This is a genomic window from Carboxydothermus islandicus (genome assembly GCF_001950325.1).
Taxonomy (GTDB): Bacteria; Bacillota; Z-2901; order Carboxydothermales; family Carboxydothermaceae; genus Carboxydothermus; species Carboxydothermus islandicus.
In genome coordinates this window covers 1-24,997 of sequence record NZ_BDJL01000132.1, presented here as the reverse complement: position 1 = coordinate 24,997, position 24,997 = coordinate 1, and the positions used below count along the sequence as shown (strand labels likewise).

The 24,997-nt window shown below is 42.5% G+C and carries 27 protein-coding genes, 1 tRNA gene and 1 riboswitch; of the genes, 1 reads left to right on the top strand and 27 read right to left on the bottom strand.

All coding sequences use genetic code 11. From position 1 onward, the window contains the following. Positions 1 to 35: 35 nt before the first annotated feature. The 22 genes from ciss_RS10620 to ciss_RS10515 all read right to left on the bottom strand — a co-directional run bounded on the left by ciss_RS10620 (position 36) and on the right by ciss_RS10515 (position 19,210). Positions 36 to 722 (bottom strand): metal-dependent hydrolase, encoded by a 687-nt coding sequence (locus tag ciss_RS10620; RefSeq protein ID WP_235837297.1) that lies wholly within the window; start codon positions 720 to 722, stop codon positions 36 to 38. 95 nt (positions 723 to 817) lie between these two features. Then, on the bottom strand, positions 818 to 1,207 hold the full coding sequence (locus ciss_RS10615) for a biotin/lipoyl-containing protein (protein WP_075866264.1): 390 nt from the start codon (positions 1,205 to 1,207) through the stop codon (positions 818 to 820). Position 1,208: 1 nt separating this feature from the next. After that, positions 1,209 to 2,762 carry an acetyl-CoA carboxylase biotin carboxylase subunit gene (gene accC / locus ciss_RS10610; RefSeq protein ID WP_075866263.1) on the bottom strand — a complete coding sequence of 518 codons (1,554 nt, stop codon included), beginning with the start codon at positions 2,760 to 2,762 and terminating at the stop codon, positions 1,209 to 1,211. Positions 2,763 to 2,785: 23 nt separating this feature from the next. Then, entirely contained in the window at positions 2,786 to 4,327 is a 1,542-nt protein-coding gene (locus ciss_RS10605) for an acyl-CoA carboxylase subunit beta (RefSeq protein ID WP_075866262.1), read from the bottom strand. Beyond that, positions 4,317 to 4,727, bottom strand: a complete 411-nt coding sequence (gene mce / locus ciss_RS10600; protein ID WP_075866261.1) for a methylmalonyl-CoA epimerase — start codon at positions 4,725 to 4,727, stop codon at positions 4,317 to 4,319. Before mce ends, ciss_RS10605 begins: the two co-directional genes overlap by 11 nt. Then, on the bottom strand, positions 4,720 to 5,127 hold the full coding sequence (locus tag ciss_RS10595) for a cobalamin B12-binding domain-containing protein (RefSeq protein WP_235837296.1): 408 nt from the start codon (positions 5,125 to 5,127) through the stop codon (positions 4,720 to 4,722). Before ciss_RS10595 ends, mce begins: the two co-directional genes overlap by 8 nt. Before the next feature lie 11 nt (positions 5,128 to 5,138). Beyond that, positions 5,139 to 6,725 carry an acyl-CoA mutase large subunit family protein gene (locus ciss_RS10590; RefSeq protein ID WP_077177561.1) on the bottom strand — a complete coding sequence of 529 codons (1,587 nt, stop codon included), beginning with the start codon at positions 6,723 to 6,725 and terminating at the stop codon, positions 5,139 to 5,141. Positions 6,726 to 6,736: 11 nt separating this feature from the next. Further along, positions 6,737 to 7,606 (bottom strand): succinate--CoA ligase subunit alpha, encoded by an 870-nt coding sequence (gene sucD / locus ciss_RS10585; protein WP_075866258.1) that lies wholly within the window; start codon positions 7,604 to 7,606, stop codon positions 6,737 to 6,739. Then, complete coding sequence (gene sucC, locus ciss_RS10580) at positions 7,606 to 8,727, bottom strand: ADP-forming succinate--CoA ligase subunit beta (protein WP_075866257.1); 1,122 nt, start codon at positions 8,725 to 8,727, stop codon at positions 7,606 to 7,608. Before sucC ends, sucD begins: the two co-directional genes overlap by 1 nt. A 165-nt stretch (positions 8,728 to 8,892) precedes the next feature. Further along, positions 8,893 to 9,336, bottom strand: coding sequence for a hypothetical protein (locus tag ciss_RS10575; RefSeq protein WP_075866256.1), 444 nt, complete (start codon positions 9,334 to 9,336; stop codon positions 8,893 to 8,895). A gap of 78 nt (positions 9,337 to 9,414) precedes the next feature. Then, positions 9,415 to 9,780, bottom strand: coding sequence for a helix-turn-helix domain-containing protein (locus tag ciss_RS10570; RefSeq protein ID WP_075866255.1), 366 nt, complete (start codon positions 9,778 to 9,780; stop codon positions 9,415 to 9,417). Further along, a complete protein-coding gene (locus tag ciss_RS10565; RefSeq protein ID WP_075866254.1) occupies positions 9,749 to 11,224 on the bottom strand; it encodes a hypothetical protein in 1,476 nt (491 codons plus the stop codon). Before ciss_RS10565 ends, ciss_RS10570 begins: the two co-directional genes overlap by 32 nt. A 236-nt stretch (positions 11,225 to 11,460) precedes the next feature. After that, positions 11,461 to 11,844, bottom strand: a complete 384-nt coding sequence (locus ciss_RS10560) for a secondary thiamine-phosphate synthase enzyme YjbQ (protein ID WP_075866253.1) — start codon at positions 11,842 to 11,844, stop codon at positions 11,461 to 11,463. Positions 11,845 to 11,846: 2 nt separating this feature from the next. After that, on the bottom strand, positions 11,847 to 12,764 hold the full coding sequence (trxB, locus tag ciss_RS10555; RefSeq protein WP_075866252.1) for a thioredoxin-disulfide reductase: 918 nt from the start codon (positions 12,762 to 12,764) through the stop codon (positions 11,847 to 11,849). Positions 12,765 to 12,839: 75 nt separating this feature from the next. After that, a complete protein-coding gene (locus tag ciss_RS10550) occupies positions 12,840 to 14,099 on the bottom strand; it encodes a methyl-accepting chemotaxis protein (protein WP_075866251.1) in 1,260 nt (419 codons plus the stop codon). A gap of 1 nt (position 14,100) precedes the next feature. Continuing rightward, the gene (gene ltaE / locus ciss_RS10545) at positions 14,101 to 15,132 is read right to left on the bottom strand and encodes a low-specificity L-threonine aldolase (RefSeq protein WP_075866250.1); all 1,032 of its coding nucleotides are present in this window, start codon (positions 15,130 to 15,132) and stop codon (positions 14,101 to 14,103) included. A 13-nt stretch (positions 15,133 to 15,145) separates the two neighbouring features. Continuing rightward, positions 15,146 to 16,096, bottom strand: coding sequence for a tRNA modification radical SAM protein MnmL/YtqA (mnmL, locus tag ciss_RS10540; protein WP_075866249.1), 951 nt, complete (start codon positions 16,094 to 16,096; stop codon positions 15,146 to 15,148). 68 nt (positions 16,097 to 16,164) lie between these two features. Then, positions 16,165 to 16,533, bottom strand: coding sequence for a hypothetical protein (locus ciss_RS10535; RefSeq protein ID WP_075866248.1), 369 nt, complete (start codon positions 16,531 to 16,533; stop codon positions 16,165 to 16,167). Positions 16,534 to 16,606: 73 nt separating this feature from the next. Next, entirely contained in the window at positions 16,607 to 17,347 is a 741-nt protein-coding gene (locus tag ciss_RS10530) for an ABC transporter permease (protein WP_075866247.1), read from the bottom strand. Beyond that, a complete protein-coding gene (locus ciss_RS10525; RefSeq protein ID WP_075866246.1) occupies positions 17,347 to 18,318 on the bottom strand; it encodes an ATP-binding cassette domain-containing protein in 972 nt (323 codons plus the stop codon). The genes ciss_RS10530 and ciss_RS10525 overlap by 1 nt, the downstream gene beginning before the upstream one ends. An 18-nt stretch (positions 18,319 to 18,336) precedes the next feature. Further along, the gene (locus tag ciss_RS10520) at positions 18,337 to 18,957 is read right to left on the bottom strand and encodes a nucleotidyl transferase AbiEii/AbiGii toxin family protein (RefSeq protein WP_075866245.1); all 621 of its coding nucleotides are present in this window, start codon (positions 18,955 to 18,957) and stop codon (positions 18,337 to 18,339) included. Continuing rightward, a complete protein-coding gene (locus ciss_RS10515; protein WP_075866503.1) occupies positions 18,938 to 19,210 on the bottom strand; it encodes a hypothetical protein in 273 nt (90 codons plus the stop codon). The genes ciss_RS10520 and ciss_RS10515 overlap by 20 nt, the downstream gene beginning before the upstream one ends. Before the next feature lie 110 nt (positions 19,211 to 19,320). Between ciss_RS10515 and ciss_RS10510 the strand changes: the two genes are divergently transcribed. Next, positions 19,321 to 19,395 (top strand) — tRNA-Val (locus ciss_RS10510). 102 nt (positions 19,396 to 19,497) lie between these two features. Here the strand turns inward: ciss_RS10510 and ciss_RS10505 are convergent. From ciss_RS10505 to ciss_RS10485, 5 genes are all read right to left on the bottom strand, one after another. After that, a complete protein-coding gene (locus ciss_RS10505; protein ID WP_075866244.1) occupies positions 19,498 to 20,217 on the bottom strand; it encodes a maleate cis-trans isomerase family protein in 720 nt (239 codons plus the stop codon). Between the two features lie 178 nt (positions 20,218 to 20,395). Further along, entirely contained in the window at positions 20,396 to 21,322 is a 927-nt protein-coding gene (locus tag ciss_RS10500) for an alpha/beta hydrolase (RefSeq protein ID WP_075866243.1), read from the bottom strand. Positions 21,323 to 21,441: 119 nt separating this feature from the next. Next, on the bottom strand, positions 21,442 to 22,419 hold the full coding sequence (gene bioB / locus ciss_RS10495) for a biotin synthase BioB (protein WP_075866242.1): 978 nt from the start codon (positions 22,417 to 22,419) through the stop codon (positions 21,442 to 21,444). A gap of 182 nt (positions 22,420 to 22,601) precedes the next feature. Next, on the bottom strand, positions 22,602 to 23,417 hold the full coding sequence (locus tag ciss_RS10490) for a methyl-accepting chemotaxis protein (protein WP_075866241.1): 816 nt from the start codon (positions 23,415 to 23,417) through the stop codon (positions 22,602 to 22,604). A gap of 74 nt (positions 23,418 to 23,491) precedes the next feature. Beyond that, positions 23,492 to 23,576, bottom strand: a riboswitch (cyclic di-GMP riboswitch). 316 nt (positions 23,577 to 23,892) lie between these two features. After that, positions 23,893 to 24,486, bottom strand: coding sequence for a methyl-accepting chemotaxis protein (locus tag ciss_RS10485; protein ID WP_439951284.1), 594 nt, complete (start codon positions 24,484 to 24,486; stop codon positions 23,893 to 23,895). Positions 24,487 to 24,997 lie beyond the last annotated feature (511 nt).

Genomic DNA, 24,997 nt, shown 5'->3' with positions numbered 1-24,997 from the left:
TGGAAAATCTAAAGATTATTTTATCATTATTTCTTTTAAAGAACAACCGTCTCCCCGGGATTTAAAAGGTAGATTTCTACTCCCAGTGCCCGGCCCTTATCTTTAAATTCCCGTACATCCGCCGCAATTACCGGCCAGGTGTTATAGTGCATGGGAATGGCATACCGGGGCTTAACAAGTTCCAGAGCTTTTAACGCATCTCTGGCATCCATGGTAAAATTGCCACCAATCGGTACCAATAAAATATCTACCGGGTCTATTTCGGCAAGTAACTTCATATCGTAAAAGAGTCCGGTATCTCCGGTATGGTATAATGTTTTCCCGCCAACGGATAGTAAAAAACCGCAGGGATTTCCCAGGTATTCCATTGGCCCTTCTCCAAAGGAGCTTCCATGCCAGGCGGGGGTAAGCTTTACCGTAAACCGCCCAAAGTTATATCTGCCGCCTATATGCATGGGATGGGTCTTAACGTTCTGGCGGGAAAGAAAATTACAAAGTTCAAAAACACCAATTACGGTTGCCTCACTCTTTTGCGCAATAGCAACGGTATCCCCCAGGTGGTCACCGTGGCCGTGACTTACCAGGATGTAATCGGCAGTAATTTCGTCGGGGCGAATTTTGGCCAGCGGATTTCCCGTTAAAAATGGATCAAATAAAAACTTAAGCCCTTCTTCCTCTACTAAAAAACCGGCATGACCCAGAAAAGTTATTTTCACTTTCATCCCCTCCATTTTCACTCACAAAATTTATTTATATATTTTCTTTATGATAACCCAAAATCCTCTTAATTAAAAGAAAAAAGAGCCAAAAGGCCCTATTATTTTAAGGTTATTAAAACCTGCCCCGCCTGAACCGTATCTCCCTCGGCAACCAAAATCTGGTCCACCACACCGCTCCTTCCGGCAGTAATTTCATTTTCCATTTTCATAGCTTCAATGGTTATCACCACGTCCTGGGGTCCAACCGTGTCACCCGGTTTAACCTTAATAGCCACCACCACTCCGGGCATCGGAGCTTTAATTCCTCCGGAAACCCCGTTGGTCTTTACCGCCGGTGCAGGTGAAGAATGGCTCTTCATTTCCGAACCAACCGCTTTTCGTTCTATATCTCGGGTGTTGGGTAAAACTCCCCACCCTTCGGTGTGGATTTCTTCCACCTCTATCTCGTATTCCCGGCCGTTTACCCGGATTTTAAATTTTTTTACCATCTTAAACACCTCCTTTAAAAAGCCGACGCTGCATTTGTTCCAAAAGCCCCCCGATCTTCCAGGGAGATAACGTTAAATACGGCTCCCGCGTTTCTTTCTTTGAAGCTTGATTGGCAGCAAAGGCGGCGGCTACCGCGGCAATTATTTCCTCTAAAGGTTGTTCCTGCTCCCCTTCGGCACCAAATATCTGTTTATCCCGGTAGGTTTCCAGGTCTTCTTCGGTTAAAGGTTCCATCCGGCGTTTGATAAAGTTGGTATAAACCTCACCCCGCCGGTAAAAGGCATTATCCATCACCTTGCGTAAAAACGGTAAGTTGGTGGTAACACCGCCAATGACAAACTCCTCCAGCGCCCGCTTCATCCTGATAATCGCTTCTTCCCGATTTCTTCCCCATACTATTAACTTGGCAATCATCGAATCATAATAAGGCGGTATGGTATAACCTTCGTAAACCGCCGTATCCACCCGGACAAAAGGCCCCTGGGGCAGCATTAATTTTTTTATTTCCCCCGGGGTAGGAATAAACGATATCGGATCTTCCGCATTTACCCGGCACTCAATGGCGTGTCCGTAAATTTTCACATCTTTCTGGGTAATGCTTAACCTTTCTCCAAGGCCAATTTTTATTTGCTCTTTGACAATATCTATGCCGGTAATCATTTCCGTTACCGGATGTTCCACCTGTATCCTGGTATTCATTTCAATAAAATAAAAGTTTCCCCGATCATCCAACAAAAATTCCACCGTACCGGCTCCGGCGTAATGAACGGCCATGGCGGAGCGCACCGCCAGTTCGCCCATTTTTTTCCGCATTCTTTCCGTTAAGACGTGGCACGGTCCTTCTTCAATTACCTTTTGGTTGCGCCGCTGCAGGGAGCAGTCCCGCTCTCCCAAATAAACCGCGTTTCCGTACTGGTCGGCTAAAATTTGAAACTCCACGTGCCGGCAGTCCTGAAGATACTTCTCTAAATATAATTTGGAATTACCAAAGGTGGAGGCGGCTTCCCGGGCCGCGGATTGAATCGCTTCTTCCAATTCCTTGGGAGTGTGAACAATCCGCATTCCCCGGCCACCTCCTCCGCCGGCAGCTTTGACAATTACCGGGTAACCAATTTCATCGGCAACCTTAAGGGCTTCCCGAAAATCATCAATCTCGCCATCGGACCCGGGAATTACCGGCACACCGGCTTTTTTCATTATTTCCCTGGCTACCGCTTTATCCCCCATAAGTTCTATCGCTTTAGCCGAAGGCCCGATAAATTTTATTCCGGCATCCAAGCAGCTTTTGGCAAACTTAGAGTTTTCCGCAAGAAAGCCGTAACCGGGATGAATAGCGGTAACCTGGTTTTTTAATGCGGTATTGATTATTTCTTCAATATTTAAGTAACTTTTATTTTCTTTTAAAGGATAAGCTTCATCGGCCATTTTAACCGGAAGGCTATCTTTATCTGCCGGGGTATAAACCACCGCCGAAGTTATTCCCAGTTCTTTGCAAGCCCGGATTATTCTAAGGGCAATTTCACCCCTGTTGGCTATTAAGATTTTTTCCTGCACCCCAATCACCTCCCCGGGGGTTGTTAAAAGGGAATATTTCCGTGCTTCTTCATGGGTCTTGCTTCTCTCTTGGTACTTATAGCCAAAAGAGCTTTAATCAAACGGTCCCGGGTCTCCCGGGGATCAATTACGTCATCGATCATCCCTTTGGCAGCCGCTACATAGGGATTGCAGAACTTTTCCCGGTACATCGCCGTTTTTTCTGCCCGCATCTTAGCCGGGTCTTCCGCCTGGGCGATCTCATCCCGGAAAATAATATTGGCAGCACCGTCAGGGCCCATCACCGCAATTTCCGCGGTCGGCCAGGCAAAAGCCGCATCGGCTCCCAGAGAACGACTGCACATGGCCACATAAGCCCCACCGTAAGCTTTCCGCAGGATCACCGTAAGCTTGGGAACGGTAGCTTCGGAATAAGCATACAGTATCTTGGCTCCGTGCCTGATAATTCCACCGTACTCCTGATTGATTCCCGGCAAAAAGCCCGGTACATCGACAAAGGTTAGAAGCGGAATATTAAAGCAATCGCAAAAACGCACAAAACGGGCAATTTTATCGGAAGCATTGATGTCCAAAGTGCCCGCCAAATACTTGGGCTGGTTGGCTACAATTCCCACTACCCTTCCCGCTAAACGGGCAAAACCCACCACCGCATTTTCTGCAAAATATTTATGCACTTCAAAAAATTCACTGTCATCGACAATGCGTAAAATTACATCGCGGACATCATACTGCCTGTTAGGATCTTCCGGCACAATATCCAGGAGCTCTTCCGCCGAATATCTTGGTGGCAGCGGCTCCTTAATTGGCGGTTCCTCCATGTTGTTCTGGGGAAGGTACTCCAAAAGCTTTCGCACCATACTCAGGGTGATTTCTTCGTTTTCCCCCACAAAATGGGCAACGCCGCTGATGTGGTTATGGGTCATAGCACCGCCGAGCTCTTCGGGACTTACTTCTTCACCGGTAACCGATTTAATTACCTGAGGACCGGTAATAAACATCTGGCTGGTCTTATCAACCATGAAAATAAAATCGGTTATTGCCGGCGAATAAACCGCTCCCCCGGCACACGGTCCCATAATCACCGAAATCTGCGGGATAACTCCCGAAGCAAGGGTATTCCGGTAAAAAATATTACCGTAGGCACTTAAGGAATATACCCCTTCCTGAATCCGGGCTCCGCCTGAGTCGTTAAGCCCGATAAAGGGAACTCCCGCTTTCATGGCTAAATCCATTACCTTACAGATCTTCGCCGAATGCAGTTCCCCCAGCGATCCACCGTAAACGGTAAAATCCTGGGAAAAGAGGTAAACCGTGCGTCCATTGATGGTACCGTAGCCGGTTACCACCCCTTCTCCGTAGTTTTCCATGTCGCTCTTGGCAAACTCCCTCTGTTCCCCCCGCACAAACATGTCCAATTCAACGAAGCTTCCGGGATCCAACAACAGGTTTATCCTTTCCCGCGCTGTAAGTTTACCCGCTTCGTGCTGCCGTTTTATCCTTTTTTCGCCGCCCCCCAAAAGGGATTCCTGTCTTTTCCGGTTAAGTTCCTGTAACTTATTCTCCATCGTCCACCACCTCACAAAGTTCTATTAAAACGCCGTTAATTGATTTTGGATGAATAAAGGCAATTTTTTTCCCGTGAGCTCCAATGCGCGGTTTTTCATCAATTAAGTTAAAGCCTTTTTCCTTTAAACCGGCCAGTATTTCTTCCAAATTTTCCACTAAAAAAGCAATATGATGAATTCCTTCCCCGTGATTCATTAAAAACCGGGCAACTGCACTTTTTTCATCGGTGGGCATTAATAACTCAAGGTTAGTTTCGCCCACCGGGAAAAAAGCTACTTTAACCTTTTGTTCCGGTACTTCCTCCGTTCCCGCAACTTGAAAGCCAAAAAGCTCAAAAGTTTTTACCGACTGCTCCAAATTCGCTACCGCAATCCCAATATGGTCAATTTTCTTAAACATCTTTCCCCTCCTCTCTTACCAGTTCTTCTATTACTTTCACCACATCCGCCGTCAAACTTCCAGGACCAAAAATCGCTTTAACCCCCTTCTCTTTTAAGTAAGCATGATCTTCATGGGGAATAATACCTCCCCCGATTACCGGAATATCCCCGGCTCCCAGCTCTTTTAAACATTCCACTACCCGGGGAAAAAGCTCATTGTGCGCTCCCGAAAGGCAGGAAAGCCCGACCACATCCACATCTTCCTCCACCGCCGCTTTGGCGATTTGTTCCGGGGTTTGGCGAATCCCCGTATAAATAACCTCCATACCTGCATCCCGGAGCGCCTGAGCTATAACTTTAGCTCCCCGGTCATGGCCATCCAAACCCGGTTTGGCTATTAAAACCCGAATTTTTTTCATCATAACCCTCCCTATTCCTGACGGTATTCACCGAAGACTTCCCGTAAAACCCCGCAGATTTCACCTAAAGTCGCATAAGCCTCCACCGCTTCTAAAATGGGGTAAACTATATTATCTTTACTTTCGGCAACTTCTCTTAAGCGCTTTAAGGCTTTTGCCACCCGTTCGTTGTCCCGATTTGCTCTTAATTTTTTTAGTTTTTCCAGCTGCACCTTCTCAATTTCCGGATTAACCTTTAATAAGTCTTTTGGCGGCTCCTCTTCAATTACAAAACGATTAACGCCAATAACCGTTTTCTCACCCTTTTCAATGGCCCGCTGGTATTCGTAACTGCTTTTCTCAATTTCCCGGCGCATAAAGCCATTTTTCACCGCTTCGACCGCCCCACCCATTTCCTCAATTTTCTTTAGATATTCCCACACTTTTTCTTCAATGGCATCGGTTAAACTTTCCACGTAATAACTTCCGCCAAGGGGGTCAACGGTATCGGTAACGCCAATTTCATAAGCAATGACCTGCTGGGTTCTTAAAGCCAGGAGAGCCGCTTCATCGGTGGGCAGACAGAGGGCTTCATCGTAACTATTGGTATGCAGCGACTGGGTACCGCCAAGCACCGCCATTAAAGCCTGATAGGCAACACGGATAAGATTTACCTTGGGCTGCTGAGCAGTAAGGGTGCAGCCGGCCGTTTGGGTGTGAAAGCGCAAAAGTAAGCTCTTTGGATTTTGCGCGCCAAACCGCTCCTTCATGATTTTGGCCCAAATCCGCCGGGCCGCCCGGAACTTGGCAATTTCCTCAAAAAAGTTTAAATGGGCGTTAAAGAAGAAGGAAAGCCGCGGTGCAAATTCATCCACCGATAAGCCCGCTTGAATTGCCGCTTCAACGTAAGCAATTCCGTTGGCGATGGTAAAGGCTAATTCCTGCACTGCAGTCGAGCCCGCTTCCCGGATATGGTAGCCGGAAATACTGATGGTATTCCATTTAGGCACTTCTTTTTTGCAAAAGGCAAAAATATCGGTAATAATGCGCATCGATGGTTCCGGTGGAAAAATATACGTTCCCCGGGCCACGTACTCCTTTAAAATATCGTTTTGGATGGTGCCGTTTAAATTTTTGGGGTCCACCCCCTGCTTTTTGGCTAACGCAATATACATTGCCAGTAAGACTGCCGCCGGTGCATTAATGGTCATGCTGGTACTAACTTTATCAAGGGGTATTCCGGAAAAGAGCTCTTCCATATCCAAAAGAGAATCCACAGCAACGCCAACCTTACCTACTTCTCCCCGGGCCAGCTCATGGTCCGAATCATAGCCAATCTGGGTGGGTAAATCAAAGGCTACCGATAAACCCGTCTGCCCCTGTTGTAAAAGGTAGTGAAAACGGGCATTGGTTTCCTTAGCAGTACCAAATCCCGCATACTGGCGCATCGTCCACAACTTTCCCCGGTACATATTGGGCTGAATGCCCCGGGTATACGGGTACTGCCCCGGTTCACCAAGTTTCTCATGGTAGTTAAAGCCTGCAAGATCATCGGGACCGTAAACGGTTTTAACCTCAATCCCCGAATCCAGGACAACTTTTTTCTCTTCCTTTTCCATGCCACTCCCTCCTATTTCACCAGAGCTGATTTCATCAACACCGGCACTTCCCAGGGCACTTCCGCAATCAAAGCGCCGGCATTCCAGAGGGCATCAATTTTACTCTGGTAGGTGCCCCGGCCCCTCTCAATAATTGCCCCGGCATGCCCCATTCTTTTTCCCGGTGGAGCTGTCTTTCCCGCAATAAAAGCTACTACCGGCTTATTTATGTGGCGAATGACTTCCGCCGCTTCTTCTTCGGCAGTACCGCCAATCTCCCCCACCACCACAATTCCCTGGGTTTCATCATCCCGGGCAAGACTTAAGATTACCTCGGCCAGGGAAAGTCCCACTACCCGGTCTCCCCCCAATCCCACTACTGTCGATTGGCCCAAACCCGCCCGGGTTAATTCATAAGCAATCTGGTAACTTAAAGTACCGCTTCGGGCTACAATCCCTACCGGACCTTTCTGGTAAATGGTATTGGGCATAATTCCAACCTTGGCAATTCCCGGAGAGATAACTCCAAAAGTGTTTGGTCCAACAACGGTAACTCCGTAGGCTTGTGCCACCCGCATAATTTTCAAAGCATCGTGTAAAGGTACGTGCTCGCTAATAATAACAATGGTTTTAATCCCCGCTTCCATTGCTTCCAAAGCGGCATCCAGGACAAAAGGAGCTGGAATAAACAAAATTGAAGTGTTAGCCCCAGTAATCTTTACCGCTTCCTGTACCGTATTAAAAACCGGTACCCCTAAAACCTCTGTCCCCCCTTTACCGGGACTTACCCCGGCCACAACTTTGCTCCCGTACTCTAACATCTTTCCGGTATGAAACCGTCCCTGATTACCGGTAATGCCTTGAACAACTATCCGCGTTTCTTCGGTAATAATGATAGCCACTAATTGTCCCCCCCAACTCTGGCAAGCTCCACCGCTTTAATCACCGCTTCCCGCAGGGAAGAAAAGCTTTCCACTCCTGCCTCCTGAAGCATTTTTACCCCGATATCTTCATTGGTTCCCACCAGTCGAATCACCACCGGCACCGTAATTTCCCTTTGCTGTTTCACCGTTAAGTAAGCTTTTGCTACCTCATCACAGCGGGTTATACCGCCAAAAATATTTATTAAGATTGCCCTGGGATTGGTGGAAATTAAAAGGTCCAGCGCTTTGGCCATTTGCTCGGCGTTGGCCCCACCACCGGCATCCATAAAATTCTTTGGCCTTCCGCCAAAATAGGCAATTAAGTCCAGAGTAGCCATGGTAATTCCAGCACCGTTAGCCATCACCGCTATATTCCCATCCAGTTCTACAAAGGATACGCCAATTTCCTCAGCCCTTTTTTCCAACGGAGTTTTTTCTTCATTAAAGGGAAGGTCCCCGGGCCAGCGAAAACGCGCATCATCATCAACAGTCATCTTGCCATCGGCAGCAATAAGCTTTTCCCGGGAAATCACCAGGGGATTTATCTCCACCAGCTCCGCCTGGTAAGTTTCAAAAATGCGGTATAAGTTAATTAACAAAGCAGTGAGCTGTTTTCCTAAATCTCCCGAAAGCCCCAGCTTTTGTGCCACTATGTTTCCGTGATAATTTCTTACTCCAATTAAAGGGTCTACGGGAAGCTTTAAAATTTCCTCTTCCGGCACATCTTCAATGTCCACGCCCCCTGCTTTTGAAGCAATTATTACCGGCTTTTTAATCCGTCCATCCACAAAAATTGATAAATAAAGCTCCTGCTCAATGGGAATTTTTTCTTCAATTAAAATTGCCCGAACTCTCTCGCCCTTAATGGTCATCTTCAGGATGGCTTCCGCCAGTTTAAAACCTTCTGCCGGATTGGAAAAGATTTTTACCCCTCCGGCTTTACCCCTGCCACCGGTTAATACCTGCGCTTTGACTACTCCTTCGCCAACTTTTTCCAGATGGTTTTTGGCCTGCTCTAAATCAAAAAAAACTTCACCCTGAGGTACTAAAATTCCAAACTCCCTCATAATTTTCTTTACCTGGTATTCGAAAAGTTTCACTACCTTCCCTCCTTGTTAAAAAATTTTATATTGCAAAAGTAAAAATTGACTTTGTATACAATGTACAATTTTATTTTTTATTAAAATTACCTATATTCTTAATTTTCTTATTATTCATTTTATTCTTTTTATTATCCTTTTTTCCTGCCTGGTGAAAAAATTAACTTATTTCCTGAAACTTATCTCCAAACGAAAGATTTTTGCCCTTATTAACGAAGTAGTTGCTGTTTTTACCCTGCAAGCTAAACTATATTTTTTACCGCAACTTAAAATAATTGCTGCTTTCTCTTTCCCACCGCAAAAAACAATTTCCTCCAAAGAAAAATAACCATAGCAAAAATCCCCGGCAAAAGCACGGTGGCGAAATTTTAAGGGAACGAACACCCGCTCCCCCAGAACCAAAGGTACCGGCTCCCCGAATTCTCTGGCCATACTCCTTAAGGCTTTAAAATCCACAAAATAATACCACAATATTTCTCGTCGAAAGCTTTTAATACTTTTCCGGAGAAACACCTCATCCCCGCCTTTCATCACCACTATCGTTCCTTCGCCAACTCCGGGCTTTAAACTTGGATAAAAGCCAATCACTTCGTTATACTTTATCAACATAAAAACACCTCCGCCCAACAATTTACTTTTGCCCGGGGGAGGTTTTCGGGTAGTATAAAGGGAGGATTTAAGGGAGTTTTAATCAAATTCAAAATTAAAAAGGGTTTCCTTATTAAAGGAATACCCGTAACCTTTATGACAGAGAATAATATTTTCGTATCCCAAATCCCGAAGCTTCTTTCTTAGATTTTTTAAATGCCATTTAAGGCTTTCATCGCTAACTCCGGCAAAATCCGCTAAAACCTTTTCCATAATTACTTCCTTTAAAACAATTCTGCCCCGGTTTTCCCAGAGGAAACCCAGCAAGCGATATTCGGTGGGAGTTAAATAATTTTTTAAATTAATCTTTGCTTTGTCGGCAAAGTAGTGCTGGTACTGTTCATAAAAAGCATCCACGATAACTTTTTCTTCCTTATATTTGATAATAACTTTGGCGCCGGGCAAAGTTTTCCTGGCCTCCTTCCAGAAACAGTAAAAGCCACTTTTTTATTTCCGGGTTGTCCGCCCTTCCCTGCAAAAATATCGGCTTTTTATCTTTATAACCAAATAAAACCACGTTTTCCGGCTGCAAAGTCGAAATAAATACCGGATTCTGGGTAATAATAATGGTTTGAGCGCGCCTTGTTTTTAAAACCGGGATTAAAAAGCAAGCAATTTTAGCCGTATCCATTGCTCTTTCCGGATAATAAAGGGCTACCGGCTTTTTCTCTAACGCCAACAGGAATAAAACTAACGCTAAATTTTGCATTTCCGGTTCTTCATCCTCTAATTTTTGGGAGCTTGTCCTGGTTTTTAAAATTACCCGTTCCCCTAAAATTAAATTTTTTAAAAAAAATTTTTCCCAGGAACTAAGCTTTCCCTTTAACCAGTAAAATAAATCGGAATAGACCTGATACTCTGGCTGCTTTTCTAACCGGGGATGATTTAGTAAGCGAATGAGTTTTCGGGGAGGAACTGTTTCGCATAAGGGCCCAATTTTCTTTTTAAGGGGAAGAGAAGCGCTTTTCAAAACCCGTTCAAGAAAAGCCCGGTATTCACCGGTATCTCCGTTAAGCTGCACCTGACATTCAAAAAAGTTAAGCGTCTTTTGCAAAATTTCGTCTAATTCTTTTAAAAGAAGTTTTAGAAATTCTTTTTGTTTTTGTTTTAAATTTTTCTTTGCTAAAAATTTCTGTTTTAAAAGCTCTTTTAACTCCAAAGACAAAAGTTTAAACTCTTTTTGCAGGTTTTCCCGCAGGATAAATATTTCCCACAAATTTTCCTGCTCTTTTACCCATTCCATTAGCTGTTCATCAATCGTTTCTTCCTGTTCGGTTTCCTTTCGAAAAAAGTCCATTTCTTCTTTTAAAGAATTGATTTTTTCCCAAAGGCTAAAAGTTTCACCTTCCGTGATATATCCTTCTTTCACCAGCTCCCGGAGGGTAGACAAGAATTTTTCAAGTTGCCGGAAAAAATGCTCGAATTCTTTCTGGGTTCGCTTTTTTATTATCTCGCGCCTTTCCTGTTCCTTTAAAAGCTGTCTTAAAAGATTTAGCTTTTCCGGGTCAAGTTTACTTAAATCCCCTTGAGGAAGCTTTAAAAGATTTTGTTTTAATTCTAAAAACTCTTCTTTTTTGGTAAAAATTTGTTCATTTAGTTCTAACATTTGCCTGCAACTTTCCGCAACTTCCACTTTTTTAGAAGAAAGTTTTTGCTTTAAATACCGGTTTAAATAAGCCTCCGGATTAATCTCGTAAATCTCCCCGTAAGATAGAGCCACTACTTCCTGCTGCTCTTTAATTTTTTCATACGCCCGTTTTAAACCAAGAAAATACGGACCACAGAAAACATTCACCTCCGGCAATAATTTAACGGCTTTTTGCTCCTGGTCTACCACCAAATACTCCACTAAAATCCCCCCTTACTTTATAGTACATATGTTCGATTGAAAAGTAAATACTTTTCAGTTAAATCTTTCTAACTGCCGTTTACACTTAATTTTTTACCATTCACCGACTTTTACTGTTTATCTTTAGTGGTTTTTGGTTATACTTATATCGAAGCCTAATCTCCTCTCCCTTTTCTCTATATATATTTTAAAAGCCGCAAAACTATAAAAGTTTTGCGGCTTTTTTATTTAAAATTTTAAAGTGGAGTTAAATATACCTTGCGTTCCCGGGGGCCATCAAATTCCGCAAAGTAAATCCCCTGCCAGGTTCCAAGACCAAGCTTTCCCTGATTAATTGGCACATACAACGATACCCCCACCAAAGAAGACAGGATGTGAGCCGGAGAGTTACCTTCAAGATGCCTGAAAGGAAGGTCGGGAACAACCCTGGCAAAATACATTTCTAAGTCCCTTTTAACATCGGGATCGGCATTTTCATTAATTAAAATCCCGGCAGTAGTGTGGGGAACATAAAGCAAGACAGCTTTTGCTTCGGGAAAATTACAAATTTCCTCAGCTACTTTGGCTGTGATATCAATCAGCTCAATTTTTCTTGAGCTTCTAATTTTAATTATTTCCATGGCTATTTATTTTCCTCCAAATACTTTTCCGCCGAAACGGCAGCCTGGGCACCATCAGCAACGGCGGTAACTACCTGGCGAAGATCTTTGAGCCGAACATCCCCGGCAGCAAAAAGCCCGGGAATAGCGGTAGCCATGTTTTCATCGGTTTTTATATAGCCGTTTTCCAGCTCCAAAAAGCCTTCCAAAAAAGCGGTGTTTGGTTTTAGACCAACATAAATAAACACACCGTCCACGGGAATCTCGGACTTTTCCCCGGTCTGTACATTTTTTACTACCACTTTTTCAACTTTTCGTTCGCCAGCAATTTCTTCCACTACGGTGTTTAAAACAAATTCAATCTTGGGATTAGCTTTAGCCCTTTGCTGGACCACTTTGGCCGCTCTAAAACCTTCCCGGCGGTGGATAAGGTAAACTTTTTCCACTAATTTCGTAAGGTAAATCGCTTCTTCCAAGGCAGAGTCACCGCCGCCCACTACTGCCACGGTCTTTCCTCTAAAGAAATTGCCGTCACAGGTAGCACAGTAGGAAACGCCCCTGCCCCTGAACTCCCGTTCACCCGGGACGCCCAATTCTTTTGGTTCGGCTCCGGTAGCTATAATTACCGTTTTCGCTCCGATTTCACCGGTTGAAGTATTTAAAATAAAAATTCCGTTTTCTTTTTTAATCCCCATTACATCGGCATTTTTAAACTCGGCCCCAAACTTTTCCGCCTGCCGGTGCATATGTACCATCAGCTCAAAACCGCCAATCCCGTCCTCAAAACCCGGATAATTTTCAATCCATTCGGTAGTAGCAGCCTGTCCGCCGGGTACACCCCGTTCCAGAATAAGCGGATTTAAAGCCGCTCTGGCTCCGTATATTGCCGCTGCCAGACCCGCAGGGCCTCCGCCAATTATCACCAGTTCTCTTGTTTCCATATTCTCACGCTCCTTTAATTATTTACAAATTTTAAAATAATACTATTTATTTTTTTCGTCAATACTTTTTTTAAGTTAAAAATTTTCGATCTTATTGTATATTTTAAACAAAATGTCCACTACCTGGCGGGAATTGTGTAAGACTTCATTTAATGAAGCAAACGTCTCCTCCTTATTCCCCTCTTTATAAGAAGTTACAGCCCTGATCCCTGCTTCATGGAGTTTTTTATGAGGCTCTTCCAAGGCATAATACAATTCTTCCACTTCTCTTCCATATTTTTTTATTTCCTCTAACCCGCTGGTATAATACCAGCGGCCTAAAGCACATTCTTGATGGGTACTTACTTTCTCAGCAAAAGCTTTATTTTCTAATATATTTACCAGTTTCATCATCCAGTTAACATGGTCAGTGATGCGACAGGTTATAAAGTTTAAAATTCCTAAATCAGCATTGTCAATTGTTTGACAGATATTTAAACTTTCAATTTGGGAGTTACGCGAAAACTCGGTAATATCTTCGATAACCTTACGAACTTTTTCGACAAAGTTACTTAAGGTCTTACCCGATTCAGCCATCGTTAAAGTGGTGCTGGCTTGTTCCTGAGTTGCAGCAGAAATTCTGGTTATCATATCTGCCACATTTTTCACCATTCCATAAATATCTGTGAAAATTCCATTTACCTCCATAACCTTTTCTGAAGTTACTCTCACCTTCTCACCACTAATATTCGCTTTTCCTACTATTTCTTGAATTCCGTTAGTAATACCTGTCAAAGCTTCTCTAATTTCATTGGCTGAATTCTTAGTCTGCTCAGCAAGTTTTCTTACTTCATCGGCAACAACGGCAAAACCACGGCCGTTTTCCCCAGCTCGGGCTGCTTCAATCGCAGCATTTAATGCTAAAAGGTTAGTTTTATCAGTAATATCTTGGATGATATCAACTATATTTAGCACTTCCTTAGCTTTTTCGTTTAAAAGTACAATATTTTGTAAAAGAGCTTCTATATTTTCACGAGTTTGCTCCATTTCCTTTACCATTTCGTTAACATTATCTAAACCTTTATTGACTTTTTCCTCAATCTCACTATAAGTTTCTGCCGTTTGATTCGCCGATAAAGCTACCTCATTAACAGCTTCACTAACCTGTTCTAAAGCGGTAGTTAAGCTATTTGCTTCCTCATCGGCGATTTTAATTTGCTCTAATACTTCAAAAGCTATAACATTTTGACTTGCAGTTAAATAAGAAGCTTCAGCCGCTTTGGGAGCTATCTTTTTAAGCAGTTCATCCTTTTGCTTTTCCTTATTTTTATTTTGGTCTTTTTTCTGAAAAAACATGCTATTTCTCCTCCTCTAATATTTTTTGAAGCGTATTAAGAAAATAATCTAAATCGTCTTTGGTCAAATCCTTATGAGTCACAAAACGAAAGAGGCGGTTTATCGGGGGATTAATTTTTATGCCATACTGGAGTAGTTTATAAGCTAAGTTCTCTATATTTAAGTTGTCTTTTGCTTTGGCCCACACCATGTTAATCTGCACCTTTTTTAAATCCACTTCAAAGCCAAGGTCAATTAACTTCTGGGCAAGATATAATGCATTTTCATGGTCTTCATAAAGCCTCTCCACCATTTCTTTTAAAGCTACAATTCCCGCTGCCGCTAAAATTCCCGCCTGCCGCATACCACCTCCTAAGAGTTTCCGGTATTTACGGGCTTTTTCTATAAATTCTCTACTTCCGGCGAGAATCGACCCTACCGGGGCCGCCAGTCCTTTGGAAAGGCAGAACATGACCGAATCGACATAACGGGCAATTTCCCGGGCATCAACCCCCAGGTAAATAGCAGCATTAAAAATTCTCGCCCCGTCCAGGTGAATTTTAAGACCGTGGCTTTCAGCAATCTTCCGGATTTTTTCCAGATAGGTAAGGGGCACTACTTCTCCGCTACTGTAAGCATTCTCCAGACAAATAAGGGAAGTCCTTGGCATGTGAATATCGTTGGGTCGTATCGCAGCTTTTACTTCCTCTAAATCCATCATACCAGCGTTTGTTTTAAGCCCCCGGAGCTGCACGCCGGATAATACTGCCGGTGCCCCAACTTCATATTTAAAAATGTGGCAGTCTTCTCCTAAAATCACCTCATCGCCCCGCTGGGTATGGGTCATAAGAGCCAGTTGATTGCCCATGGTCCCGCTGGGAACAAAAAGAGCTGCTTCTTTGCCAATCTTATATGCCGCAAACTCTTCTAATTCCCGCACCGTAGGATCATCGCCGTAAACGTCATCCCCTACCTCGGCAGAAAACATGGCCTCACGCATCTTTGGAGTAGGAGTTGTTACCGTATCACTGCGTAAATCAATAAACTTAGCCATAGTCCCTCCTCTTTTATCTCAAAAACTTTTGCACCGCTTTCCCGTTTAAATAATCGCATTTTGCCCCCTGCCGGGTATCCCTTTTTTCCAGCTCTCCCTCAATTAAATGTTTAATTTTCCACCAGCTAACCCCCCAGTTGGAAAAGAGTACCCCTTCATCGGGACCTTTTCCAATTAACCGCTGCACCACCACTTCCGGACTTAAATACTCCAAAAAAGTTACCACCCAATGGACATATTCCTCCAAGGGTATAATCTCAATTTTCCCCGCACGATACATATCCCCTAAAACTGTTTTTTCAGGAATAAACAGGGTATGGAGCTTTACAAAATCTATCTTTAATGCTGACATGATCTTGGCATTTTCAATGACATCATCTAACGTTTCCCCGGGCAGGTTCAAAATTAAGTGGGTCGTAACATTTAAGCCATATTTTTTTATGCGTAAGACTGCATCGATAAATTCGGCCAAGGTGTGGCCCCGGTTTATCGCAATTAAATTTTTATAGTTAACCGTCTGCAAACCAAGCTCCACATCAACTTCCAAGTTTTTCTCAGCTTTAACCTCCGCCAGCACCTCAAGGTATTTATCGTTTACCGCATCGGGCCGGGTAGAAACGGAAAGGCCAACAATATCGGTGTTATCCACCGCTGATAAAATATAATCCCGGAAAACCGCTAGCGGATGATAGGTATTGGTATAGGCTTGAAAATAAACGATAAATTTTTGAGCTTTAAACTTATCTTGAAAATATTTTTTTAACTCCTCTACTTTCTGGGATATAGCCCGCGTATCGGGCAGACAAACAAACCCCCCGGGCGAGTCTTCGCAAAAAATACAACCTCCGGTTCCCACCGTACCATCGCGGTTTGGACAGGTATGGGGAAGATTCACGGGGATTTTATAAACTTTACCGCCAAATTTCTCCTTTAAATACTTAGTATAAGAATAATACCTTTCCATTTTCGTCACCTTTTTTCTTTTATCTTAACAGAATTTACAGAAAAAATAAAACCCCCGGTCTATGGGGGTTAAAAGGCTTTTAATTCAAGAAGTTTTAAGCGATTGTCGTACTCAGCAAGCTTCTTATTGATCTTGACCAGGCTTTCTTCCAACTGCCTGGTTACCAGGAGCACCCGCTCCTGGTTAGCTTTTACTTCAATTAACTGCTGCTGAATGCTTTCCATGTACTGTAAACCAGAAGTAAGCTGGCGGCTGATTTCATCAATGCGGTTAAACGCCAGTTCGTCCCGGAATTTCAGCTCGGTAATAGCGGTAAGACCCTGCCGCACTTCTAAGGATAAATCGGCAATTTGCCGGCTGTTATCGGCCACACCCTCGGCAACTAACTGGACTAACCTTTTAAACTCCTCTATCATAACCCCGGTATACTCGTCCAAGTTAGACCCCTCCGGTTCCAGGATAATTAGTATATTCAACATAAGATAATTTTTTCCTGCCGGTTATTAAATTTTATCCATCTTTTTTAAAAAGAAGTATCCCTAAAAATAAAAACAAAACACAAAATCCGGCCATCACAGCAATATCAGTAGTTAAGCTATATTCATGATAGGGCAGAAACACGTGCTTTAAAAGATCAATCCCGTAAGCCAGAGGGTTTATCGCAGCCAAAGCAGCAAGCCACCCGGGAATTCCCTTTAAAGGGTAGATAGCCCCGCTTAAGAAAAATAAGGGCATGACAATAAAGTTCGTGACAAATTGAAACCCCTGCATCGACTGCATCCGGGCGGCAATCACAATTCCAAAAGCCGCCATGGTAAGGGCAATAAAATACATGGTAACAAAAGCTTTTACCACCATGGAAAAAGTAAGATTGATTCCAACAGCCGGAGCAAAAATTAATATAATCATCCCCTGAATAACCGCAGTAGTAGCACCACCCAGAGCTTTCCCCAAAACAATACTTTCGCGGGAAGCCGGGGATACCAACACTTCTTTTAAAAACCCGAACTCCCTGTCCCAGACTATGGAAATTGACGAAAATATTGCAGAAAACAAAACTGTCATCCCCACAATTCCAGGAAAAATAAAAGTACGATAGCTAACATCACCGGGTCCGTTAAAAGCCGCTCCCATTCCACCGCCCATGACAAAAAGCCAGATAGCCGGCTGTACTAATGAAGTAATTATCCTGATTTTTTCCCGCCAGTAGCGAATTAACTCCCGGTAAAAAATCGCCCAGAGAGCCGCCATCAACGCCACCTCCTGCGCCGGCTAAATCCCGGTGTTCTATGGTTTTCTCCTAATTCATCCCGTATTTCCCGCCCGGTAAGCTTTAAAAACACATCATCAAGGGTCGGTTTTTTGATAGCCACCGAAGTCACCGGAAAAGGAAGATCCTGTAAAAGGGCCGGGATAAAGGTTTCCGCTTCTTTGACTTCCACCACCACCTGGTTTTTTACAAGCTTCGCCTCAAAATTAAACTTTTCTTTAATAAAAGGAACAATTCCCGCTGCTTCCGGAGAGTTTATGTAAACGATATTATTTCCAACCATTTGCTTTAAATTGTCCGGGGTATCTAATGCAATAATCTTTCCCTGGTCAATTACCGCAATCCGGTCGCAGTTTTCCGCCTCATCCATGTAGTGGGTAGTGAGAAAAATGGTAATTCCTTTTTCTTTGCGGATTTTGTGGATATACTCCCAGATATGCACCCGGGTCTGGGGGTCAAGTCCTACCGTCGGTTCATCTAAAAAAAGAATTTTCGGATGGTGTAAAAGACCCCGGGCAATTTCCAGTCTTCGTTTCATCCCGCCGGAAAAGGTTTGTACCAGATTGTCCTTTCGTTCGTAAAGCTCCACCATCTTTAAAACCATTTCAATCCGTTCCCGGCGTTCCCGGGCGGGAATGCTATAGATTAAAGCGTGAAACCAGAGGTTTTCGTAGGCCGTTAAATTCCGGTCCAGCGTGGGATCCTGAAAAACTAACCCAATATTTTGCCTGACCTTATCCTTTTCCCGCCACAGGTTATAACCCGCAACATGGCCTTGGCCTCCATCGGGCTTTAAAATCGTACAAAGCATGGAAATGGTAGTAGTTTTCCCGGCCCCATTGGGTCCTAAAAAACCAAAGACCTCACCTTCATAAACGGTAAGGTCTACCCCTTTTACTGCCTCTACTTCTTTAAACCGCTTGGTAAGTCCGGTTACCTCAATAACCGCCATTTTTATTCCTCCAGGATGTTAAATTTCTCGCAGAAATTTTTTGAAAATATCTAACGCGTCAACTTTTAAACTTTCATCCAAGATCTTTAAATTTTCAATTTCTTTGGGATAAATTTCTATTAAATTTTGAAACCTTTTTTCAATAACCTCTTTTTTCCTTCCAAGCCCTTTTGCATACCTAATAAGCGTTTCCCTGTGATTTTTATATACCACAGCAACATCAACAACATCTCTAACTTTAAGAGTTAGTGAACGATAAAAAAGTTTTTTTAAAACAATTTCCCAGGGAGTTTCGATTTGAATTTCATTACCAAATAATTTCATTTTTTTAAACGGATCTGGGGTAAAATAGGGAGCGATAATAAAATCAATCTCTCCATCGTTCAATTGTAACTTTAGAAAATTTGAACTTTCTACATAATCTTCAATCCTTTGGGCAACAAAATTATTTAGTCTTGGAGTAAGCCAGGTTAGATACTGAGCATCGGTAAAAAAGATATCGAGATCTTTACTTTCCCGGTGATAAAAATAATAAGATAGGGCACTTCCTCCCCCAAAAGTCCAATCAGTAGTAGGAATTAAGGAATCATTTAAAAAGTCTACCGCTAATTTAAAAAGTTTAGCCCACGGAAATTCCATAGCCAAAAGTCCCCTCAAACTCAGGATTGGGATAATACTTTTTAACAAACGTCCGGTAATATTTAAGAAGCTCCTTTTCCGAAAGGTTATGTTTAATTAAAAAGCGATAAATACTTTCAAAAGGCACATCGGTGAAAAAATTAAAAATCTGGACAGCATATTCATCATTAAACTCCATATTTTTTAGCATTCGAACTAATTCTTCTTCCGAAAGATAATTTTTCGTCTGAGCATTAATAGTAGTCTCAATCATCAAAATCACCTTCTAACTTTTCCTTAATTTTACCATACACCTCCAGGGATTTGAAGAATGGAATAATTGACACTCTTAATAGTCCATGCTAAAATAAATTTACGAAATGCGGGCGCGTAGCTCAGCGGGAGAGCGCTTGACTCACATTCAAGAGGTCGCAGGTTCGAACCCTGCCGTGCCCACCATTTTTTTAAAGCTTTCAATTTTTTATGTAAAATAATTACACCCCCTTGTATTGGTTTCATATCCGCCAATCTCAAGGGGGTTTTTAATTTTTACTTAGATTGTTAATTTCCCTTACTAAATAAACTCCCATATCCCTTTACCGAATCTAAATTTACTCCTCCCCTTCTTAACACTGCTGCAAAGGTAGCCTGGTTGCTACTTATTACCGGTATCCCTAACTCCTTTTCTAAGATTTCGATTATTTCGATTGTCCTGAAGTTCGTGCAGCTGATAAAAATACCGTCACAATCAGCTAAGTTTAAACTCTTGGCTATCCGGTACGGCACATAATATTCCTGTCTGCCTATTTCGGTATTATCAACTAACCCCAACCCAACAATTTCTTGAACTTTAATGCCGTTTGCTTCTAAAAACTCCGCTTCCCGCTTATTTATAGCGTTAATATAGGGAGTTATTACAGCAACCTTTTTAATATTTAAAAGCTGCAGTGCTTCTAAAACTGCCGTTGAAGTTGTAATGCTGGGAATACCGGTAATTGAGGTTATTTTGTCGGAAATTGCCATATCATAGCCTTTTCCTTTTACCAAACTTCCAGAAGTGCAGCCGAAAGTAATTATATCAACCTTAGCTGTTGCTAACTCTCTTGCTGCTCGCTCTACATGTTCTTCCATTTTAATAAGTGCTTCTTCAGTTACATTTTCTAAAAGCATCCTGGAAACATGAATTGAAACTCCTTCCGGCACCATCCGCCAGAATTCACTTTCCATCGTGGTGTTTGATGCGGGCACCATTAAACCAATTCTTAAACGCCAGCCGTACATTAAATTAATACCCCCCTGTTAAATTTTATATATTAGAGTTCTGTTCAATCCATTTTTTGTTTTTTGAAATGCTCTCTCTTTTTTTGCCCTTTGTTCTTAAACAACAAGTTTTTTATCTTTTAAAATTGCAAATAATCAGAAGAATAATGCCCGAAAATTCATAATGAATTTTTACAATTTAAAACAATTTATTTAACCAGTTTATAATATCCCCGACCACTTCCTCCCGATTAATTTCGTTTAACATTTCGTGCCGGCCTCCGGGATAGAGCCTGTATGCTAAATTTTTTAAACCTAATTTTTCGTAAGTTTTTATTAACTTTAAAACACCTCTACCCATGTTACCTACCGGGTCCATATCGCCGCTAAAAATAAAAATAGGAAGCTCTTTAGGGATTTTAGCCAAGTTTTCCCGGCGGAAAGTTTCCTTTAACCCTCTTAAAAAATCGTAGTAGAAACTTGCGGTAAATACTCCCCCGCAGTAAGGGTCATTAATGTATTTATCTACTTCTTCGGCATCGCGGGAAAGCCAGTCAAACTCGGTGCGGTTTGGTTTAAACTTTTTATTGTAGTTGCCAAAGCTAAGCTTTGTTAAGCGAACGCTTCTATGTTTAGGGCCGTATTTTTCGACTTCTTTTTTGGCCAAAAAGATGCCAAGATTAACAATAGGCCCGGGAGCGCAGGAAGTACCCGATAAAATCACACCATCTAAGGTCTCACCATAAAGAGTAATATACCGCTGAGCCAGGAAAGAGCCCATACTGTGACCAAATAAGATAATTGGAAGTTCCGGGTTTTCATTTTTAACAAAACCAATGAGTTCCTTCATGTCCTGAACCATCCGGTTAAATCCATCGGGACCCAAATAGCCTATTTCCTCAATGCTTTTCGCCGTTTTCCCGTGCCCCCGGTGGTCGTGTGCAAAGACAAGATAACCTTCTTTTGTTAAAGCCAAAGCAAATCGCTCATACCGGGCTGCGGTTTCCGCCATACCATGGGCAATATAAACAATTGCCCGAAGTTTCTGCTGTTTATCCGGAACCCAGCGGTAGCAATAAATTTCCTTTCCGTCACTGGCTTTAAAGAGAAAGTTAAAAGAGCCCATTTTAAACCCTCCAAACCCTCAGCCTTACCAGCAAAGCAAGCAATCCTGAAGTAACGTCCACCGTTTTTTCCGCAGCTACATTTATCCCCCCTGCTTTTCTTGGCCAGTGGCCACCTCTCCTAAATTTTTAAACCTAAATCTCTAATCATTTGTAAATCTGTTTCCACTTCCCGGCCTTTAGTGGTTAAATAATGCCCGATTAACATGCCGTTTAACCCCGCCATTAACCCCAGAGCCTGCATATCCCGCAAATTTACCTCCCGACCACCGGCATATCGGATATTTTTATCCGGCAAAATGAAGCGGAAAATGGCAAAAGTCTTGATAACTTCCAGGGGCGATAAAAGCGGCCGGTTTTCCAATTTTGTTCCCTTAATGGGATTGAGCACGTTTATCGGTATGGCATCTACATCCAATTCTTTTAGCGTAAATGCAAACTCAATCCGTTGTTCCATCGTTTCTCCCATACCGATAATGCCGCCACAACATACTTCCATTCCGGCTTTTTTGACATTTTTAATGGTTTTTATCCGTTCATCATAAGTATGAGTTGTAACGATATTGCTAAAAAAACTACGCGCTGTTTCCAGATTGTGATTATACCGGGTAACTCCGACTTCGCGCAGCAGCATAGCTGCTTTTTCTGTTAATGTCCCCAGACAAGCGCATAATTCTATTTTTACGTCCTGGCGCAAACGTTTATAAATAGCTAAAATTTTTTTGAAATCCTCATCCTCCTCGGTCATTCCCAGACCGGCCGTTACCAAATCAAAACGATGGGCCCCGGCCGCTTCCATCGCCCTGGCTTTGGCTAAGATTTTTTCTTCCTCGAGCATTTCAGTTGGTGTAATTTCTGTATGATGATGGACCGATTGAGCGCAAAAGGCACAGTCCTCAGAACAATGACCGGTTTTTACACTGATGATTGCACATAACTCCACCTTATCCCCCACGTACTTTTCCCTGATCTTGGCCGCCATTGCTGCCAGTATCAGAATATCTGCTCCCTCAGCCTGCGCAAGCTCCAGCGCTTCAGATTGGTTAATTTGTCCACCGTCCAGTACTTTTTGGGTTAAGGCTACTATCCGGTTCAACATGGCTCTACCCCCTCTCCCGGTTTATAGTTTATAATATATGTTGAATTTTATCTTTGTCAACATTTCTTATTTTATAGTTAACAAAAACTCCGTTCGCCAGAATGGTAAAAATTTTTTGTCTTAAAATAGAAAAGATAGGATGGATAACGGGTCAAATTTTAAAATAAAGCAAAATTCTTAATTTATTTTAACTTAAAAGCAATATTCTTTAAATCCTCAGCCACCGCTGAAATTTCTTCAATCGCTGCCGTTAATTGCTGAGCCATCGCACTTTGCTCCTCACTTATCGCTGCTAAGTTTTGAATGCTCTGTACTAATTCATTGAGGCTATGTAAGCTTTGATTTATCTTTTTTCTAATATCCTGGGCCGAATACTTGGTTTGCTGGGCAAGTTTTCTTATTTCTTCCGCTACCACCGCAAAGCCCCGACCTTTGTCTCCTACTCGGGCAGCTTCAATCGCAGCATTTAAGCCTAAAATATGAGTTCTATCGGATATACTATTGATTAAATTAACAATTTCTTGAATACCTGCTATTTCATTTTGCAGTTCTGTTGATTCACCGGCAATTCGCTGGTTTGTATTTGCCAATTCCGCAGCTGAAGTACTAAATTCCGTAGCCGACTCCCTAATTTCGCCGGTAACTCGAGCTAAATTGTCTGACATATTAATTACCATATCCTGGGTTTCCGTACTGAAAGCTACCGCCATTGCTCCCACAACGCCTTCCTCATCAGTTATAGGAATTGCCGTTGCAATATACGGAAACCCAAATTTGCTTTGTTCTTTTTCAACCCTGGCAACAATTTTCTTGTTTTGCTTCATTGCTTTCTCCATTAATGTTCCTTCAACTATTTTATCTCCCGGCTTAAACCCAAAATCAATTCGCCCCGGACGATAATATAAATACTTTTCCAGATCAGAAACTATAAACGTTGTGTCTTCGGTAAATAATTTTTGATAATCAGAAACAGTTTCCAGGATTTTACTTATTTTCATTTCTCCATCCCCTCCCTTGAAATAATATAAAAACCTCCTGCCCAAAGGCGGAGGCTTAACTCTAAATCCACACCTTCGGCAGCTGGCTGGCATAGCCTTACGGCTTTAGCCCCTGTAGCTTTGCGTCGCCGGCTTTCGCCGGGTTTGCCCTTCACAAAGCGTTGTTTTAATATTTGAAAAATTGTAAATTTTGCAACCCTTTTATGTTTATGGTAAAACATCACTAAAAAACCTGTCAAGAAATAAAAAAGACCCGTTTGTGTCAAGATTATGTAGAAACTTACCGCGAAAAAATTTTAACCTATTAGAGACCTCACCATTTAAAGTACGAAACATAAAGTTTTTTGTAAATTACAGGGATAAAGCGACTGGGAACCCGGTGGACACTATCAGAAGACAGCCGGATGGCTACTGCCCATGCAAAGTTTATAATGATAAAAGACACCCCGTTCTAAAAAGCGGGGTGTCTTCAAAGTCAAACCTTAAATTTTTGTACCTGCTCATTCAGTTCTGCCGCCATCTTGTTAAGCATTTCGGCTGAAGCAGATATTTCTTCATTAATAGCACTTTGTTCTTCAGCCGCGGCAGCTATACCCTGAACTGCAGTATTAACCTGCGTTATTGTCTCTTGAATTTCCTGTACTTTATCCACAAGGTTTTCTACCCTATCTATGATAGTAGTAAGCGAATCTACAGCAGTATTAATAACATTTACGCTTTCTCCTACGACAATAGCATTTTTATCAGCAGTATTAACAACTTCTGTCATTTCTTTTTCCAGCTCAAAAACGGTGTCCATTATTTTTTTAGCTGCACCAGCTGAATTTTCAGCTAATTTCCGTACTTCTTCTGCTACTACAGCAAACCCTCTTCCAGCTTCACCGGCCCGTGCTGCTTCTATTGCTGCATTAAGCGCAAGTAGGTTTGTCTGTTCGGCAATATCGGTTATTGCCTGTGAGACCTGAGCAATATTATTCATACGTTCAGACAAATGCTGGACAGCAGTTGCTATGTCATCAAAAGATTTTTGCAATTGTTTGGTCTGAATTTTAGCATTTGATAGCAACATAGAACTTTTTTGGGCATCATCGCTAACATTTTTAACTTCCCCAAATACTTTTTCAGAATTAGTGGCAACACGCTCAACATTAGCAGCAATTTCGCTGGCAGTAGAAGCAGTCTCTATTGCTGCAGCCGCAGACTGATTAGTACTTTGAGAAAGCTGCTCTACAATGTTTACCAGTTTATTTGCGTTATCCATTATAACCGTAACAGTTTGCCTTAAACTGGAAATCATGTTGTTTAGTGCTTTTTACATTTTTTGCAGTTCAGTCGTTCCTCCAGCGACAACTGATACTGTCATGTCACCTTCGGCTATTCTGCTGGCAAACTCTGCAGTCCTGTCTAGCAGTTTTACCCACCGTGTTGTCAATAGTATTGTTGTCATAATAAACAGCAGAAGGAACAAATTCGCCCTTCGGGCGACTTAAAAGAGTAAGCAGCAATGTTTACTCTTTTTTTCCTTTATACACCATACCACCTGGACAGTAAGGGCATTCAAGAACTGGCATTTCCGATGA